Origin of the sequence: Paenibacillus terrigena DSM 21567 (genome assembly GCF_000374845.1) — a bacterium.
Lineage (GTDB): Bacteria > Bacillota > Bacilli > Paenibacillales > Paenibacillaceae > Paenibacillus_K > Paenibacillus_K terrigena.
The window spans coordinates 340,163-357,045 of the sequence record NZ_KB895413.1 but is presented as its reverse complement, the minus strand read 5'-3'; the positions used below and the strand labels follow the sequence as shown (position 1 = coordinate 357,045).

Annotated in this window: 18 protein-coding genes and 1 other annotated feature; of the genes, 3 read left to right on the top strand and 15 right to left on the bottom strand. The window is 44.5% G+C overall.

Translation table 11 applies throughout. The features are described 5' to 3' along the window. Positions 1-100: 100 nt before the first annotated feature. The 11 genes from C558_RS0105770 to C558_RS0105720 form a co-directional block, all read right to left on the bottom strand. Entirely contained in the window at positions 101-736 is a 636-nt protein-coding gene (locus tag C558_RS0105770; protein WP_018755295.1) for a YphA family membrane protein, read from the bottom strand. Positions 737-767: 31 nt separating this feature from the next. Next, a complete protein-coding gene (fni, locus tag C558_RS0105765; protein WP_018755294.1) occupies positions 768-1,829 on the bottom strand; it encodes a type 2 isopentenyl-diphosphate Delta-isomerase in 1,062 nt (353 codons plus the stop codon). 27 nt (positions 1,830-1,856) lie between these two features. Further along, entirely contained in the window at positions 1,857-3,092 is a 1,236-nt protein-coding gene (gene rpsA, locus C558_RS0105760) for a 30S ribosomal protein S1 (RefSeq protein WP_018755293.1), read from the bottom strand. 111 nt (positions 3,093-3,203) lie between these two features. Beyond that, positions 3,204-3,776: a lysophospholipid acyltransferase family protein gene (locus C558_RS0105755; protein WP_018755292.1), complete on the bottom strand. Its 573-nt coding sequence runs from the start codon at positions 3,774-3,776 to the stop codon at positions 3,204-3,206. A gap of 3 nt (positions 3,777-3,779) precedes the next feature. Beyond that, positions 3,780-4,481 (bottom strand): (d)CMP kinase, encoded by a 702-nt coding sequence (cmk, locus tag C558_RS0105750; RefSeq protein WP_018755291.1) that lies wholly within the window; start codon positions 4,479-4,481, stop codon positions 3,780-3,782. A 134-nt stretch (positions 4,482-4,615) separates the two neighbouring features. Continuing rightward, positions 4,616-4,846, bottom strand: coding sequence for a hypothetical protein (locus C558_RS0105745; RefSeq protein ID WP_018755290.1), 231 nt, complete (start codon positions 4,844-4,846; stop codon positions 4,616-4,618). A 63-nt stretch (positions 4,847-4,909) separates the two neighbouring features. Then, the gene (locus C558_RS0105740) at positions 4,910-5,563 is read right to left on the bottom strand and encodes a flagellar brake protein (protein ID WP_018755289.1); all 654 of its coding nucleotides are present in this window, start codon (positions 5,561-5,563) and stop codon (positions 4,910-4,912) included. Positions 5,564-5,701: 138 nt separating this feature from the next. Then, complete coding sequence (ypeB, locus tag C558_RS0105735; RefSeq protein ID WP_018755288.1) at positions 5,702-7,066, bottom strand: germination protein YpeB; 1,365 nt, start codon at positions 7,064-7,066, stop codon at positions 5,702-5,704. A 274-nt stretch (positions 7,067-7,340) separates the two neighbouring features. Then, positions 7,341-8,033: a glutamic-type intramembrane protease PrsW gene (gene prsW / locus C558_RS0105730; protein WP_018755287.1), complete on the bottom strand. Its 693-nt coding sequence runs from the start codon at positions 8,031-8,033 to the stop codon at positions 7,341-7,343. A 129-nt stretch (positions 8,034-8,162) separates the two neighbouring features. Next, entirely contained in the window at positions 8,163-8,777 is a 615-nt protein-coding gene (locus tag C558_RS0105725) for a genetic competence negative regulator (RefSeq protein WP_018755286.1), read from the bottom strand. 355 nt (positions 8,778-9,132) lie between these two features. Then, positions 9,133-9,567 carry a hypothetical protein gene (locus C558_RS0105720; protein WP_018755285.1) on the bottom strand — a complete coding sequence of 145 codons (435 nt, stop codon included), beginning with the start codon at positions 9,565-9,567 and terminating at the stop codon, positions 9,133-9,135. Positions 9,568-9,662: 95 nt separating this feature from the next. Between C558_RS0105720 and C558_RS0105715 the strand changes: the two genes are divergently transcribed. Next, the gene (locus C558_RS0105715; RefSeq protein WP_018755284.1) at positions 9,663-10,508 is read left to right on the top strand and encodes a polysaccharide deacetylase family protein; all 846 of its coding nucleotides are present in this window, start codon (positions 9,663-9,665) and stop codon (positions 10,506-10,508) included. 23 nt (positions 10,509-10,531) lie between these two features. Here the strand turns inward: C558_RS0105715 and C558_RS30475 are convergent, their stop codons facing one another. The 3 genes from C558_RS30475 to C558_RS0105700 are packed head-to-tail and all read right to left on the bottom strand — an operon-like array spanning position 10,532 to position 12,251. After that, a complete protein-coding gene (locus C558_RS30475) occupies positions 10,532-11,380 on the bottom strand; it encodes a metallophosphoesterase (RefSeq protein WP_018755283.1) in 849 nt (282 codons plus the stop codon). Between the two features lie 25 nt (positions 11,381-11,405). Next, the gene (locus tag C558_RS30470; protein WP_018755282.1) at positions 11,406-11,654 is read right to left on the bottom strand and encodes a hypothetical protein; all 249 of its coding nucleotides are present in this window, start codon (positions 11,652-11,654) and stop codon (positions 11,406-11,408) included. Positions 11,655-11,657: 3 nt separating this feature from the next. Continuing rightward, the gene (locus C558_RS0105700; protein WP_018755281.1) at positions 11,658-12,251 is read right to left on the bottom strand and encodes a CPBP family intramembrane glutamic endopeptidase; all 594 of its coding nucleotides are present in this window, start codon (positions 12,249-12,251) and stop codon (positions 11,658-11,660) included. Between the two features lie 66 nt (positions 12,252-12,317). Here C558_RS0105700 and C558_RS0105695 point away from each other — a divergent pair, with 66 nt between their 5' ends. Both C558_RS0105695 and serA read left to right on the top strand, forming a co-directional pair. Further along, the gene (locus C558_RS0105695; protein WP_018755280.1) at positions 12,318-13,232 is read left to right on the top strand and encodes a hypothetical protein; all 915 of its coding nucleotides are present in this window, start codon (positions 12,318-12,320) and stop codon (positions 13,230-13,232) included. 180 nt (positions 13,233-13,412) lie between these two features. Continuing rightward, positions 13,413-13,641: a binding site (T-box leader), on the top strand. 64 nt (positions 13,642-13,705) lie between these two features. Further along, positions 13,706-15,292, top strand: a complete 1,587-nt coding sequence (gene serA, locus C558_RS0105690) for a phosphoglycerate dehydrogenase (protein ID WP_018755279.1) — start codon at positions 13,706-13,708, stop codon at positions 15,290-15,292. A gap of 159 nt (positions 15,293-15,451) precedes the next feature. On the opposite strand, the gene C558_RS0105685 is transcribed toward serA, so the two are convergent. After that, the gene (locus C558_RS0105685) at positions 15,452-16,882 is read right to left on the bottom strand and encodes a HAMP domain-containing sensor histidine kinase (protein WP_026263742.1); all 1,431 of its coding nucleotides are present in this window, start codon (positions 16,880-16,882) and stop codon (positions 15,452-15,454) included. Position 16,883: the final 1 nt, after the last annotated feature.

Genomic DNA, 16,883 nt, shown 5'->3' with positions numbered 1-16,883 from the left:
TCACTGTTATCATGAAGCTAAATTCCTACTAAATTTTCTGATCCCCGCCAAAGTATTCGGAATCAACTGCAAAGCTTCTCTTCACTTTGATGGGTCTTTTTTATTTCTTCCAGCTCTTAAGCCGTTCGTAGAAAAAACCAGCCGTATTCTTACCGAGCAGCATGACGCTCTCCAAAGACCACGCACATAATCTTGCTGTTATGATTGAAATCCACCATTGATCGTACCATGCAGCCGTCCCCAACGTGATTCCTGCCCCACCTGTCATTCCTTGCATAATAGCATCACCAAACAAGAAACCAACCGTGATAATGATTAGCTGTTCTTCAATGGTTTGTACCGCAAGAAGAACGCAAGCCACCGATACGATAACGGGATCCCATCGCGATGACACCCAGATAAAGATCGGATCCAAGATGACGAAATGCCCGAACAGCGCATATACGACGCCAATTAATAAGGTAACCGTTATGACATAGATTTTACGATACCATGGTTCCAGCTTATCCAAGCAATATACTGCTGTTACAAGTAGAACCACCACCCCCATATTCAAGGTCAAGGTAGAGTGAATAGGTATCGTAAATAACGCAGCAATGGGAAAAAGAATCATAAACAACAAACAAGATCGATAGGACAATGATGAAATAAATACTTCTCTCCAACCACTGCTAAGTAATATCAGAACAATTAAATACACCAATAACGCGATTGTACCAGCGTTCAATAGGATCACCTCAACTGCTCCTATTATCTGTCAATCGAGTCTATTTTAACCGAGGATCCTGCCTTTGGGCGTAAGCCCTAATATCGATTCCTCGTGCGTAACACCAATGCGCCGTTTCCCCACCAATGATCATCGGTACATCCCACAAATCGGAGATTCTTGATGCGCCAAGCCCGGTCATGATGAGTGATAGCTGATCATTGAGATTGGTAATCTGCTGAATTACCGCATCTATTCCTTCTTGGTTCAATGTCTTTAAGAACGTTCCTGCAAGTCCTGCAGCTCCGGCTCCAATCGACAGCGCTCTGCATAGATCAAGTGCATTGTTAATGCCTCCGGAAGCGATAATCCGGTTCGGTAGAATAGCCTGTCCTATTTCCAACAAAGCGCAACTTGTCGGAATTCCCCAGTCATTCAGCCATCCTATCGACTCCTCACGCCGAGCGTTCTCGATCGCAGCGAAATTCGTTCCGCCAAATCCCCCGATATCGATCACGGATACCCCAACATCTCGAAGCTTTTTGCCCGCTTCAACGGTCATTCCGAATCCGACTTCCTTCACGATGACAGGAACATCGATGGCGCGCACAATTTGAGCAATGCGTTCAAGGACACCTCGAAAATCCCGATCCCCTTCCGGCATAATGAGCTCTTGCATCGGATTGATATGAATTTGCAAGGCATTCGCACGAAGCATATCGACAGCCATTTTCGCTTGCTCAACGGTTGCCTCACTTCCCAAATTAGCGAATACCAGACCACTCGGGTTCATCTCTCGAACAATCGTATAACTAGACCGTACTTCCGGATGCTTAATCGCAGACATTTGCGAACCGACCGCCATGGCAATACCTGTCTCTCTCGCCGCTATTGCTAGATCACGGTTAATTGCCTCTGTCTCACGTGCTCCTCCAGTCATCGCATTAATAACAATCGGCGAACTCAATTTGAGCTCGCCGATGTACGATTCGAGTGACACGGAAGAGAGAGACTGCTCAGGCAGACATTGATGCACAAACCGGATATCCGAAAGTCCGTGTTTTCCGCTCTGACCCGTTTGCAGCGCATGCTGCAAATGCTCAACTTTGCGCGAAACACGCATCTCTCCATTCCCCCCGTATGAATTGTTCTAGTTTTTGAATTTGCTTAGTTTGTCGCCGAATTTCTCTGCAAGAGAGAAGCTCATGCCTTCGTTGCTAAGCGATACGTTAGGGTTGTTCAATTTAATCTCTTCTCTAGGCGCTCTAGACGAAGATCTTGGTTGTTTCTCAGCTTTAGGAGCTTCTGCAGGAGCTTCTTCTGTTTCTTTGATGCTGAGGCTTACACGTTTCTCAGCAACGTTCAGATCCAAGATTTTCACTTGAACGCTTTGTCCTTCTTTCAATACTTCATGCGGAGTACCAATATGACGGTGAGCGATTTGAGAAATGTGTACAAGGCCTTCAACGCCTGCAGCGATTTCTACGAATGCACCGAAGTTCACAAGACGTTTAACTGTTCCTGTTACGATATCGCCGATATTGAATTGTCCAGCTGCTGTATCCCAAGGACCTGGTTGAGCAGCTTTGATGCTAAGGCTAATTTTGCCGTTCGCAGGATCTACTTTCAATACTTTAACGCGTACGCTTTGACCTTCTTGAACCACATCAGCAGGCTTCTCAACATGCGTCCAAGCAAGCTCTGACACGTGAACCAAACCGTCTACGCCACCGATATCAACGAATGCGCCAAATTGCGTCAAGCGTTGTACTGTACCATCAATTTCTTGGCCCTCTTGAATGTTTGCAATGATGTTTGATTTGTTCGCTTCGAACTCTTGATCCAATACGTCTTTTTGAGACAAGATCACTTTGTTGTTCTCCCGATCCAATTCTTTAACTTTCACACGAAGCGTCTTACCTTTGTAATCGCTGAAATCTTCAACGAAATGACGCTCAACCATCGATGCTGGAATGAATCCGCGTGTGCCTACATCAGCAACAAGGCCACCTTTAACGACATCTGCTACAACAACTTCGAAGACTTCTCCGCTGGCAAGTTTTGCTTGCAATTGCTCCCATGCGTTCTCACTATCGATTTGACGCTTGGATAATACCATTTTTTCGTTTTGATCATCAATTGTCACAACTCTACACTCCACTTCTTGGCCAATTTGTACCGCATCCGCTGCATTGTCAACTTGTACAGAAGACAACTCACGAATCGGGATAATACCATCATATTTATATCCAAAGCTAACAATGGCTTGGTTATCCTCAATCTTAACGATTGTTCCTTTCACCGTGTCCCCTTTTTTGATGGATACGATGTTGTCGAGATCTGCTTGATTCTCAACTGCTTCAACTTGCACATTTTCTTCCGACATTCGTTATACCTCCTCAGTTCAAAGCCCCATTTATTTAAACCTGCCACAGTGGGCAGCGTTCAAAACCATTAAAATGTAGTATCTTTCCAAAATAAAAAATCATGCATGAAATCATCGATATTGATGCTTTAATTGATCAATTCGATTCATGATCTCATCTGTAAGTGTATCCACTGCAGTCTTCGGATCTTCCTGGAAAGGAGTAACGTCAATTGGCTTGCCGTATACCACCTTCACTTTACCGAATAACCGATAGCTCCCGATAATAGCTACAGGTACGACAGCGGCGCCGCTTCGAAGTGCAAAGCTTGCAGCCCCTTTCTTCCCTTCACCTTCAGAATGCCGGGAACCCTCTGGGAATATCCCCATTACTTTGCCATCACGCAGGATATTGAGTGAGATCTTGATCGACTCTTTACTCACCCCACCACGCTTAACTGGGAACGCACCTAGCTCATGAATTAATTTCCCGAGTAACGGAATCTTGAACAATTCCTGCTTGGCCATGAAATGCACTTTGCGCTCCAAACATATCCCCACCGTTGGCGGATCGAATAGACTCACATGATTCGAGCAGAGCAATACGCCACCTTCAGACGGCACATGTTCTATGCCAATCGCTTCGAGACGGAATAATAACCGATATAATCCGCGTAAAAGGCCTCTACAAAAATTATACAACATAATTTACTTCGCTCCATCCGTTTTGGTTATGCAATAGTCAATAATCTGATCCACAACTTCATCAATGTTCATAGAGGTTGTGTCCAATGAAATCGCATCTTCAGCACAGACGAGCGGTGAAATTTCGCGTTGTTCATCTTGGCGATCACGTGCAGCAATATCATGCATGAGCTGCTCCAGCGTAATCTGTTGACTATCTTTAATCTCTTGATAGCGCCTCTGAGCTCTCTCCTCAACACTTGCTGTGAGGAAAATTTTCAGTTCAGCTTGTGGCAACACATGTGTACCTATATCGCGGCCATCCATCACAACGCCTTTGCTCGCAGCCATCTGGCGCTGAATGTCGACGAGGACGGATCGAAGCGGACCAATCTTCGCATAACTGGATGCATGCTGACTAATCTCGTTCGTACGAATATAGCTTGTTACATCTTCACCATTCACGATAACCTGTTGTGTCAGTTCACCGGGAATTAATTCAATATGTAGCTCTTTCATGGCACAAAGAACACGATCGGTATCACTTGCTGAAATGCCGTGGCCCATCATAAACCATGTTACAGCTCTGTACATCGCTCCTGTGTCAACATACACATAAGAAAGCTTCTTCGCGACCTGACGAGCTACCGTACTTTTCCCTGCTCCTGCAGGGCCATCAATTGCAATGTTGATCTTGTCTAGTGTACCTTGCTGCGCATTCAACAACAGGTTGCTCCTCCTCAAAACGTTCCTCAAGTCGAAACGACTTCATTCATCCTTAAATTTCAAGAAAAAAGCAGGCGTTGCCTGCGACGTGAAAATTATACCACACAAAGAAGAGAGATGCAAAAAATAATCCGCTATGGAAGCGATTTGTTCGGTATTTTTTGGCTTGAAATCGGAACCCCTTCCAAACGATCGACACCTGAGATAAACCCGCGTACCATAGGGATTCGAAGCAGAATTTGACACACGATGAGCAGGCAGCAGCATATCCACAGCCATCTTTTCAAATGCTTCTCAATACGGTTCGCAAATTGAATAAATAATTGCACATATTGTTCCGCTTGCTGATCTTTATTCCTACGCATCTAATTCACCCTCCAACACGAATTGGAGGCTATTGTTTCCAAATTATGTATGAATTATGCCTGTTATTTTTTACGATAATCAAATTGTTTCTCAAAACAAAAACGAATGATCTTCTGCTGTTCCGTCTCGCTGACTTCACTAAACTTCATCATCACGAGCTGCTTGTCATGCGTGAGTGGCTTGACACGTACGGCCTCAGCAGTGAACTGTGCGTGTTCAACCGCACCGTTACGATAAGGAATCAATAACCAACAAGATATTTGCTGACCCGGCTTCACATTCCATTTCGCGTCACAGCGAAACGATATACCTCCCCCGCTCACATCTTCCGTAATCGCGATGAACTGCACTTGATCCATTAATTTCACGGCAAGCTCTAATTCAGCTGTTACGCGCAAGAAATTACGACGTTGAATCTTCGAAATGGATTCGAGTTCCGGCTTCTTAATGGCAACCATTCGGACAACATCCTGACGTGTCCCACACACATAAGTATTGAAGTAGTTCTTAACGCCGCCTTCCGTAAGAAAATATACAGAGAGCTCATCACCTAGATGAAGCGGCTTATATCGCCCCGTTCGCTCATCTAACGGAATTTCAATGAATAGATTAGTCTCATCCATTTCTACAATGCGGGACTTATATTCGTGGTTCGCTTCCTGTTCATCTGTTGAAGCCACTTGAATATAAACCAGATCACTTACTCGAGGTAACAACCGAATCACCTGCCATATCTAAATTTCTTCTCGTCTAACCCTCGATCAATGAATACAAAAATCTAGCCATATTATAACATATTGCGTCAATAGCAAAAGCCCTTCGACAGGATTGTCGAAAGGCTCTGTTGGATCTTTTTATGAAGCAGGATTTTTCTGTTTCATCCCTTTAAGCTCTTCAATGTTCTCTTCCATGCCTGTATTCGCATTGAGATAGATCCGGTAGGTGGCGCTGTTGACATCGCCGACAAACTCATAGCAGAGGGTCGGCTTTCCTAGCTCGTTCTCAATCATCACCAAGCGGTTGAATCTCTCCTTGAGATCCGGGTTCAAATATTTCCGCGCTTGTTCGACGCTTAGCTTCGGCTTCGTATTTTTCTTATCAAATACATGCTTCTTGTATTCATAGTCACTCGCTTGAATCCCTGTCACTTCGCCATTGTCCAGCGCAATACGTACCGTAATACGTTCTGGATAGAATATAATCCCTTGCTGCTTGTGCGCAAAGATCGTGCTGCCAATATTATCGTATTCGTCATAGCTTACCGGCACCATTTCCGGATAATTATGCTCATTCAAAAATTTCTGCGCTGCTTCCATCGCTTGATCCTTCGAAATCTTCTTCGCGCCAATGTCTCGTGTATCCATATAACTGATCAAATGTCCGCCACGCTTCGTATAATCCAAATGAACGACCGTTTGCGTATCTTTGCGTTTCCCTGTAACCGAGTAAGAGGCGTATTCTGTCTTTGCCCCGTTCTCAACCACTTTGACATCCGTAATCTTATGATCGCCGAGGAACGTGGATGCCTTCTTCTTAATCTCTTCCTTCGTCGCATTCTGGCCTGACAGCATCGTAACGGAACGTTTGCTATACACGCTCGCTACGGCTGGTCCCCAGTTAATCTCAGGATAGTTACCGACCTTTTTGTCAACGGTTTTAAATCCATCGATGATGGAATTATCCAGCTTCTGAGTCTTGCTCGCCATGACTTGCTCCACATCCAGCCAGCGCAGATTGTTCTTCAGTGCCGTTGCCTGCACCTTTTGAAGATCGTTCGAAATCTGCTCCGAATTGCTATAGAGTGTCTTGAGCATTTTCATTTCATCCTTCGACAAAGGCTCCTTGGTCATATCACGCATCGAAGCCTTGTACGAGAAGTTCGAAATATGGGACAGAAAATCTTCCGTTTTACTAAAAGGCAGCAGTGTCAATGGAAGTTGATTGATCTCGCTCTGCGCCTCGCTTGTAATTCTCCATACATTAGCCAAACTCTTACGATGCATCCCTTGAGAAGCTGAATTTACTGCGAGCGCATTACCTAATTCGCTATGTAATTTCTCAACATGATACGAGAGATCATGGAACGCTCTCTGATACTGGCTCTCCGCCTTTAAAATGACCGCATTTTTCTGCTTGTACTGTTGATATCCCCAGTAAGCAGTCGCAATCAAAATTAGGGCGACAATCGGAAATAACACTGCACTCATTCGCTTATACATTGTACAAACGGCTCCTTTCTCATCACAAACTGACGTTAGTGTGATTCAAAAAAGGAAGCTTTATGCATTTCCCGATCGATCGCCCTAATAACGGTCTTCTTCGATTTCAAAATCTTGGGTATTATTACAAAGACATTGTTTGAATCCTGTTTCAATACGGCCGCGTTCTTTCTTCCCTCGGAGGACAAATTTCTCTCCGCAGTTCCTGCACCGAATTCTAACTTTGACCCGCATCCGATCACCTCATTATGAAGTATAACCGGATTTTAATCGTTTAATCTTGTATTTCTTCACGTTTTAATAGACGAAAAGGAGAACGAGAGTTCGCGCTCCTCACATTCATCATTCCGCGATACCATAAATACACCATGAGAGGAACGATGTACCAAATCCAATACGTTTTGACGGTGAGTAAGACGTAGTCATACACACCATGCCAGAAGAGCGGGATGACCACCGCATAGAGTAAGTACCGTCTCTTGCGTTTTCCTTCTGAGAATTTCGCTTTACCGAAATAATACCCCATCATGACACCAAAAAGTGCATGTCCAGAAACAGGCAGCAAAGCGCGAACGAGCAAGGTACCAAACGAAGGATGGCTATACCATGCATACAGTAAATTCTCTATGGTTGCAAATCCGAGCGAGACCGCGACAGTATAGAGGATACCATCATAAGGTTCATCGAATTCCGTATGATTATAGACAATATGATAGATCACGAACCATTTGACAGCTTCCTCAACCCCGGCAGAAATACCGAAGGAGAACAAGTAAGGATTATTTCCTAACCACAGCTGTATCCCATGTTGGATCACCATAATCGGCAGTACAATGAGAAATCCGAGTAAAAATATTTTGACCACCATGGAGATCGGTTCACTGTCATATCGATCTTTGAGATAAAAATATACAAGCAACGCGATACCCGGCGCGATTGCTGCCGTTAGAATTGAGAACAAAGGCACCGAATATGACCTCCTAAAAGTTTTGCGAAGCAAAACTGACTTCGTAAGCATGAGCTTAGTTTTACAGAGTAAAACTTTGACTTCGTAAGCATAAACCAAGTTTTGCGAAGCAAAACTGACTTCGTAAGATTATTGCAGCGGTGTGAAATGAGCGCAAATCGTACCAATCGCATTGGAAGGCATAACGACTTTGGCATATTCATCAAGTACCGCTGGGGTCACAGAAGTCGCCTCTCCATATTCCGCGAGAAGAGCAATAAGCGCATTATAAGCGCTTTGTTCTAAATCCTTGGGCTCTAGATGTAGAATATAACGATCTTTGTAATAATATAACTTTCCTTCCTCCTCGACATGCGACGCTATCAAATGGGCCAGATCGATGAGGTGCTCGAAGTCGGCGAATGCATACATAATGGTATCGCTTTGCTCCATGGTTACTTCCATCTCATAGACTTCCTCTTCTAACTCATCTTCTAAATTCACACCTAGTGAAGGGACATCATATTTTCCACGGGTCACGATGACCACCATTCCTTGTGCAGGCAGTGCAAACACTTCAACAGCCAACGGTCCTGTTGGATCAAATCCTAGCTCTGTATAGGCTTGATCCATCATTTCGCTGAATAATTCATGAACTTTGGGGATTTCTCTCCACATATCTTCTTTTTGGATTCCGCGCTCTGACAAGTCATCGAACGTAAGGAAAATCCGTATCTTATTTGTACTTAGACGTTCTATTTTCATGACAGGATCCTCCTTAAACAATCATGCTGATAATATAGAAATCATTAAATGCATCTTCCATTATACCATTGAAAGCATCGGTTATAACAGCTTATGAAATTACATATAATGTGTGCTCACAAACGCCCTCAAATATCATGGTAACACTAAATTTCCTCGTTTGCACTAGTAAGTTCGAACCGAGGATAAAATAAAAACGCACAAAAAAAGAATCATATCACACATTTCTCATGTGCAACATGATTCTTTTTCAACCTATATGATTTTACGCTACTCACGAATAAACTGTTCTTATAAATCCGAAGATACGCTTATCGCCTGACTAAGGCTGATAAGCGTATCTTCTTGGTGCATCTTATAAGGAGGTGTTATTTTCTTTCAGAATGGCGTCCACTTCACGTTTGACAGAAGCTGATTTATTAATCAGATCCTTCAGCTGAGTATGGCTGCTTGCGCTTGCTCCTGACGACTGATCTGAACCGAATTCGGTATCAGACATGGTTGAGGATGCAAAGCTGGAAGTGGCTGATGAAGAAGGTGTAGACGATGCAGAGCTACTTGGGGCTTGGCTTGAGGATGACATTGTTGAAGTTGCTGAGGAAGCTGTCGCATCCCCGAACGCTGGGCTTAGCGTCACTTCAATTACTTTATCCTTCGCTTTACTCATCCAGTCATTCACGGATTGACCCATATCACCTGCTTTGGCCATCATCATCTGCTTGTTATTGCTAATATATACGGCTGCAGCCGCACCAAGCACACCGCCAATCATAAAAGCTGTCATTTTCACGACGAAAACCTCCTCTTTATGATAAGATCATTACATATTGTGACCCTTCAGTTAAAACTCATCCCGTTTAAAATAAGGAAATGGAGCTAACAAACATGAAGCCTGCAACCTCAAAATGGTTCATTCTGCTCACCCTCGTCATCAGCCTCACGGCTTGCGGCCAAAAAAGTGTTGAACAAGACAAAATTCCGGTGCAGCCAATTGCCAGTACTGAAACTCAAGCACCTGCGAACGATACCCAAACCCCATCATCAGAGAAGCCAACTGACGAGCCTGCAAGCACAGAAGCCCCAATCGCCAAATCTTACGTTATGAACAAAGTCTATAACATTGTTCCTGCACAGGAAGGGATTGAGAAGAAGGTAGTTCTGCTGACCTTCGATGATGGTCCAAAAGATGAGAAAATGATCAATAGTCTGATTGATACTTTGGACAAACATCAAGCCAAAGCTATATTTTTTGTCAATGGATATCGTGTCAAAGCACATCCGGAGCTGTTAAAGTTAATCCACGACCGGGAACAAATCATCGGCAATCATAGCTGGGATCACATTAATCTGAAGAAGGAATCCGAGGCCAATATCAAAAAACAAATTGAAGATGTACAGAAAATTGTAAAAGATACGATCGGAGAAGCACCGAAGTTCTTCCGCCCCCCATTCGGTATTGGTAACGACACGGTACGCAAAATTGTCAAGGACAACGGGATGTTGTTCATGACATGGTCGAATGGATCCCTCGATTGGGATTCGAAGAACAAAAACAAACCTGATGCGGTAATTAAAAATGTATTGGAGCAGCTCCATCCTGGCAGCAACATTCTGATGCACGAATTGCCTTGGACCGTTGAAGCCTTGGATGAATTACTGACCAAACTAGAAGACAAAGGGTACACGTTCGTCAACCCGCTAGCCATTGATTTCGAGAAGGTCATGAAATAAAAAAAGCAATCCAGAACCTCTAATTAAGGTGTTTTGGATTGCTTTTCTTCTTGGTGGAGCGTAATGATATGGACCTCTGCAGGACAAAATAAACGAAGTGGAAGATGGGATGTACCAAACCCTCTGCTAATGAAAACCTGGATAAGCTTGTCGCTTCCCTTACGAATAATTCTGTCTAGTGTATATAATCCACACGAATATTGACGGTATATCCCATGTGTTACAAGTGGGCCGATCCCAGGCAAACGAAATTGTCCTCCATGCGTATGACCCGCCAGTATCAGATGAATCGGTTCGTCATGCAATTGCTGAATGATGCCGGGATCATGAACGAGCATGATCGTAAAGGCTGGCTGTAATCTCGGCTCAGCAAAAGCTAGCCTCAAATTCGCCCGATCCGTGAGCAGATCATCTAAACCGACGAGCCACACACCTTGATCTTCTTTTTCCAGCCATATCGCCTCATTATCAAGCACTTGAACGCCGCACTCCCGAAGCACAATATCCAATTGTCTGTAATCGGCATTGTAATCATGATTGCCATGCACTGCATACATAGGTGCGATCTTCCGTAGTAACTGCATATTATGCCTCACTCGTTCAAGCGGCACCCCACGCTCGGTCAAATCGCCTCCGATCAGCACCAGTTCAATCTGTGGATGCTTCACAATCAAAGCTTCTACCCATTCCTCCGAGATTTTACGTCGATGAATATCGCTGATGAACATGAACGTCGTATCGGTCCAATGTTCCGGTAGTTCGGACAGCGCAATATGTTCCTGTTGAATCACCGTATGTGTTGCTTCATAAATCATTCGAATCAGAACGAACACGATCAATAAGATGAATATCGCAATGATTACCCAGAACACAATAACTTCTTCCCCTCGCTCTTGATTATGCCATCATCTTGCGTCCCCAATATAGTAAACCAATTAACAATAGAATAAAAAGTACGATAAGCGAGTGATAGAAGAGCCGCGTTAGTCTCCCGCGATACGAGGGATGAAGTTCCCGTCTCGATCCAACTTCTGCGGATTGTTCCGAATCTAACGGACGCTCTGTTTTTGTTTTTTTCCGCCCACTATTATCTTTGCGCGCACTACGACGCCCGTACTTTTCAATTCGACTTAACTGCTTGCTCATGAATCATGAATCCCTCCGGTAACGAATGATCAGTCCTAATACGAAATCGACGATGAAATGTGTGATGATGGGTGCCCATAAGGTCCCTGCTTGGATGTAAATGTACCCCATTCCGTAACTGATCGCGAACACGAGCCCTGTCGGAATCCAATGTCTCAAGTAACGTACATGTATCACAGCGAATAGAATACTCGTCCAATAAGGACCTAAGGTATGCTGAATCGCACCACGAAATAACAATTCTTCACAGATCGATACGACCGCCGCAATGATGAAAATATGCCAGAGCGGCCGCTTCTTGAAGAGCATGTCATTAATCCCGCCATCATTCATGGCCTCCTCCGGGACAAATCGCCCCGCCAGAAGATCTGCAGCCAAGACAAGAACAGAGAGACCGACACCCCAATATAGAAATTCGATGCCCTCTGGCCATGATAATAGAGATAACGGATTTCTTCTCTGAAAAATGAGCCATATAATACCGATAATAAGAGTAAGAGCTTGCGTGATATACAAATTAATCAATAATAAGCGGTCATTGAGATCATTCACCGTCACTTGTCTGAGCTTGAAGCGTTTAAAGTTGATTTTTTTCATCATTGTCCTGCCTGTTCTAAGTATTGTATTCTAATTAAACTCAAAGTAATCGAAGGAGCGCTTCACATGGAAAAAAGACCCTCTAGAATTTATCTCTTTTTCAGTCTCGGATTCATCTTCATGCTCATTTGTGCGGTTGGATCCTTCTTTTATGGCTTGAAAGTTGGGACCGATCGGACGGAAGCCACATTTGACGCGAAGACGGCTGCCACCAAGCAAATAAAGCGAGTCGGAACGTATCCGCAGCAAGATCTAGTATCATTCTATCACACAGTTCTACTGCCGTATCGAGAATTTCAGAATACGTGGTTCGAGGACATGGACCAATTAAATGCAGGCGATCCAACAACGGATAATGCCTCGATCGTTCGCGCACTTGGCAAACTTGCCGACGAACAATATAAACAAGCGAATCAAAGCGCGATCAATGGCACTTCTCCATTACTTCAAGATGCCCAGACCAACTATCTCAAATCATTAAAATTATTCAGTACGGGTACATCAAAATACATTAGCAAGGCGAACTCCATACCCGGGTCACTTGTAGTAGAGCAACTCGCGAAGGACGAATATATCAAAAGCGCTATGAATTACACCTTACGAGCCCAAGAACAAATGTATTTTGCCATATTAAAATGGAGTTCTACCATGAATTCGGAAATTCCTAAGCAAGTTGTATTCCAGCCGAAAGTCTCGATTACAGAGTGGAAGAGTTATCCGATTGCGGTCAAGAATCTTCTCATCACCAATATACTGCTAGAGAAGAATATGTATCAACCTTACTACCCACAAGATATTACGACGAAAATCGATCAAATGATTCAAAATGGACAAAGTGGCGAGTTGAACGTCCAATACATTCATCAATTCGTCGATTTACTACTTCGTACCGATGCGATAAAAGCCAATGAGTTTAAGAAAAATAAAAACCGGTACTATAAAGATGAATTGCTGCCACAGCTCCCATTCTTCTACGAATAAGTGGGAAACACAGTAATAGCATCATAACAAACCTAGGAATCACTATTCAAGTTCGCTTCGAATCAAGGCTTCACATGGCATATCATTACCAATATCGAAGATTGTGTGACAAACATCACAGTTCGGCAAGTTCCTATTGACACTATTCAGTTCCGATGATACATTATTGGAAATAAATTGTGAAAAGCATTGATGGAACGAACGCTAGGGCAGCCTACAGAGAGCCGATGGTTGGTGGAAATCGGCGGTATGCAACAGTCAGTTCAGCAGTCCTGAGTTATTGCATTGAATCGAAGTAGGTGCAGTCGGCAGAATCCGTTATCGTTCATGGTCTTTGGACCGATTGAGGTTGCTAGATGGTTTAGCAGCGAATTAGGGTGGCACCACGAATTGAACTCTCGTCCCTTACTACGGTAGTAGTATGCGGATTGAGAGTTTTTATTTTTTTTAACCAATAAAGGGAGGTTTACACAATGTACAAAGTATTAGTATCGGATCCGATCAGTGACATGGGTATTCAGCAATTGGTTGACGCCGCCGACATTTCGGTTGAGAAGAAGACAGGACTCAGCGAAGATGAGCTCGTCGCGATTATTGGGGAATATGACGCCCTACTTGTTCGCAGCCAAACTCGGGTCACTGCTCGCATTATGGAAGCAGGCAAAAATTTAAAAGTGGTTGGTCGCGCAGGCGTCGGCGTCGATAATATCGACCTCGAAGCAGCAACCAAACAAGGAATTATCGTCATCAATGCACCAGACGGCAACACGATTACAACTTGTGAACACACTTTCGCGATGATGATGGCTTTGTCCCGCCATATTCCGCAAGCTTACATGAAGACTGTTCAAGGCGAATGGGACCGTAAGTCCTTCCTCGGCGTTGAGCTTCGTAACAAGACACTCGGCGTCCTTGGAATGGGTCGCATCGGTAGTGAAGTTGCCAAACGCGCTAAAGCCTTCGGGATGGAGATCCTCGCTTACGATCCGTTCCTCACGGAAGAGCGTGCAGAGAAATTACAAGTGACTCTTGCAACAGTGGATGACATCATCCGTTATGCAGACTTCATGACGGTGCATACACCATTGACACCAGAGACACGCCATATGATCTCGGGACCTCAATTTGAGGTTATGAAAAAAGGAATGCGTATCATCAACTGTGCTCGTGGCGGCGTAGTTGACGAACTCGCACTCGTTGAAGCGATCGATCAAGGAATTGTCGCTGGTGCCGCATTCGACGTATTCGAGGAAGAACCTCCTCGTGCTGATCATCCATTCTTGAAGCATCCGAAAATCGTTGTTACGCCGCATTTGGGTGCATCGACAATCGAAGCGCAAGAGAACGTGGCCATCGATGTATCGGAGCAAGTACTCCATATTCTACGCAATGAGCCGTACAAGAACGCCGTAAATATGCCGCAAGTTCCTGCGAACGTGCTCAATAAGTTGCAGCCTTACTTCAAGCTTGGTGAACAGCTAGGCGTATTCGTTGCTCAAATGATCCATGGTCCAGTACAAGAAATTCACGTGAAATACTCCGGCGATTTGGCAGATTTCGATACACAACCAATCACACGTCATATTATTAAAGGTGTACTATCTTTCCATCTCGGTTCGGATGTGAATATCATCAACTCCATGCATCTTGCCAAAGTCCGTGATGTAAACGTCGTGGTGCAGAAGTCTGCAGCAACAAAAGGCTTTACGAACCTGCTTCAAGTTACGTTGAAGTCTTCTACGGAAGAACGTCTCGTTGCCGGAACGTTACTGAACGGTTATGGTGAGCGCATTGTTCAAATTGACCGCTTTACCGTAGACGTTGCTCCTGAAGGAACGCTCATCCTGATTTCTCACACCGATAAACCGGGTATGATCGGCAGCGTTGGTACAACCTTAGGAAATAACGATGTCAACATCGCAACCATGCAAGTAGGTCGTTCTGAGGCTGGCGGTAATGCAATTATGGCGCTGTCTGTTGATCGCAGATTACCAAAAGACGTGATCGGACAATTGCTTCAAATTGACGGCATTCTGAAAGCCAAAGAAATTACACTCTAATGAAATAGGTTCTTAATACAATGCCCTCCACGCACCACTCCCTGGTGTCGGAGGGCATTTCTTATTATCGCGATGTTCCACGAACAACAAGATTTTATTGCCTCCTTCACCAAAAAACACAAAAAACACCCTCATAACGAGAGTGTTTGTCATTTCAAATTAGATTTCGACAGGAAACGTAATTGTGAATGTCGTGCCTTGACCAACGGTGCTCTGAACCGCAATCGTAGCACGATGTGCATCCACGATATTTTTGACAATTGCAAGTCCAAGCCCTGTTCCCCCGTTCGCTCCGCGCGTACGAGCCTTGTCAGCCTTATAGAAACGCTCGAATATAAACGGCACATCCTCCGAAGGAATCCCTTGTCCCTGGTCAGCTATCTTAAGCACCAACATTCTGCCCTTCGACGTCTCCGTATAACCCGCGGAAAGAAGTATCTGAAGCCCTGCATTCGTATGACGAAATGCATTGTCTAGTAAGTTCGTCAGCACCTGCTCTAATCGATCCTCGTCAGCAGCTTCCAAGATCATCGGCTCCGATGGCGCTTCAAGCAGCAAATGGATGTCACGCTCCTTCGCGAGTACCGCGAACTTGCGGTATACGCGCTGGATCAATTGATCCACTTGGACGCTCTCGTGCTGCATCTCGATATGTCCTGCTTCCATACGCGCTAGATCGAGTAGATCCTTCACCAGTCTTCCCATCCGCAGCGACTCATCGTGAATCACTTGGACCAGCTCTTGGCGCTCCTCCGGCGATGCAGCAATGTCATCCATCAATGCCTCACTATAGCCTTGAAGCATAGAGAGCGGTGTACGAATCTCGTGAGAGACATTCGCCACGAAATCTTTACGTAACTTCTCAAGCTTCACTTCCTCTGTTACATCACGGAGCACAGCAACGGCTCCACGAACACTTTCCTGCGAATGAAGTGGCGCCATAACAACGGAGAACACGCCTTGCTGCACATGGAGCTTGTCGGTCAGATCACTACGCGTCTCAAGTACGGCTTGGAATAAGGCTAACAACGGTTCAGGAATATGGAATGAATCAACTTCCCGTTCAGCCATGTCTCCATCCCAAGATAAGTCGTTCCAAGCGCGAAGAATATCTTCGCCCCTCGGATTTGCTAATACGACTTTGCCTTCGGCATCGAAGGTAATAACTGCATCAGTCATACTCCGTAGAATGCTCGACAAATGCTCCTTCTCATGGTTCAAGTCCTGGATGGTGACTTGCATTTCTTTCGCCATATGACTGAACGTATGTGCCAGCTCCCCGATTTCATCGGTAGAACGGATATTCAGACCATCGGTGTTATACTCACCTTTTCGAATCCGATCCGCAGCTTTCTTAAGCATCCGTAGAGGCTGCGTAATTTTATAGAACAAGAAAAAAGCAAAGACCGTCGTGAGTGAAAACCCGACGATCCCTGTAAAAATAAATAGCCGCTTAACATCATAGGAATTCTTAAAGTGATACACATCGATATAAGGTAACAGAAAGACACCCAAAATCATAAGAATCAGTGCAACAAGACCAATGATGGTCATCCATAGCTTACCTACGACACTTTTCCACAACATCACG

Coding starts and splice junctions, on each gene's coding strand:
- fni (WP_018755294.1), bottom strand. CDS start 1,829: ATGCGTGTTTCGCGCAAAGTTGAGCATTTGCAGCATGCGCTGCAAACG.
- rpsA (WP_018755293.1), bottom strand. CDS start 3,092: ATGTCGGAAGAAAATGTGCAAGTTGAAGCAGTTGAGAATCAAGCAGAT.
- C558_RS0105755 (WP_018755292.1), bottom strand. CDS start 3,776: ATGTTGTATAATTTTTGTAGAGGCCTTTTACGCGGATTATATCGGTTA.
- C558_RS0105745 (WP_018755290.1), bottom strand. CDS start 4,846: ATGCGTAGGAATAAAGATCAGCAAGCGGAACAATATGTGCAATTATTT.
- ypeB (WP_018755288.1), bottom strand. CDS start 7,066: ATGTATAAGCGAATGAGTGCAGTGTTATTTCCGATTGTCGCCCTAATT.
- C558_RS0105725 (WP_018755286.1), bottom strand. CDS start 8,777: ATGAAAATAGAACGTCTAAGTACAAATAAGATACGGATTTTCCTTACG.
- C558_RS0105715 (WP_018755284.1), top strand. CDS start 9,663: ATGAAGCCTGCAACCTCAAAATGGTTCATTCTGCTCACCCTCGTCATC.
- C558_RS30470 (WP_018755282.1), bottom strand. CDS start 11,654: ATGAGCAAGCAGTTAAGTCGAATTGAAAAGTACGGGCGTCGTAGTGCG.
- C558_RS0105700 (WP_018755281.1), bottom strand. CDS start 12,251: ATGAAAAAAATCAACTTTAAACGCTTCAAGCTCAGACAAGTGACGGTG.
- C558_RS0105695 (WP_018755280.1), top strand. CDS start 12,318: ATGGAAAAAAGACCCTCTAGAATTTATCTCTTTTTCAGTCTCGGATTC.
- serA (WP_018755279.1), top strand. CDS start 13,706: ATGTACAAAGTATTAGTATCGGATCCGATCAGTGACATGGGTATTCAG.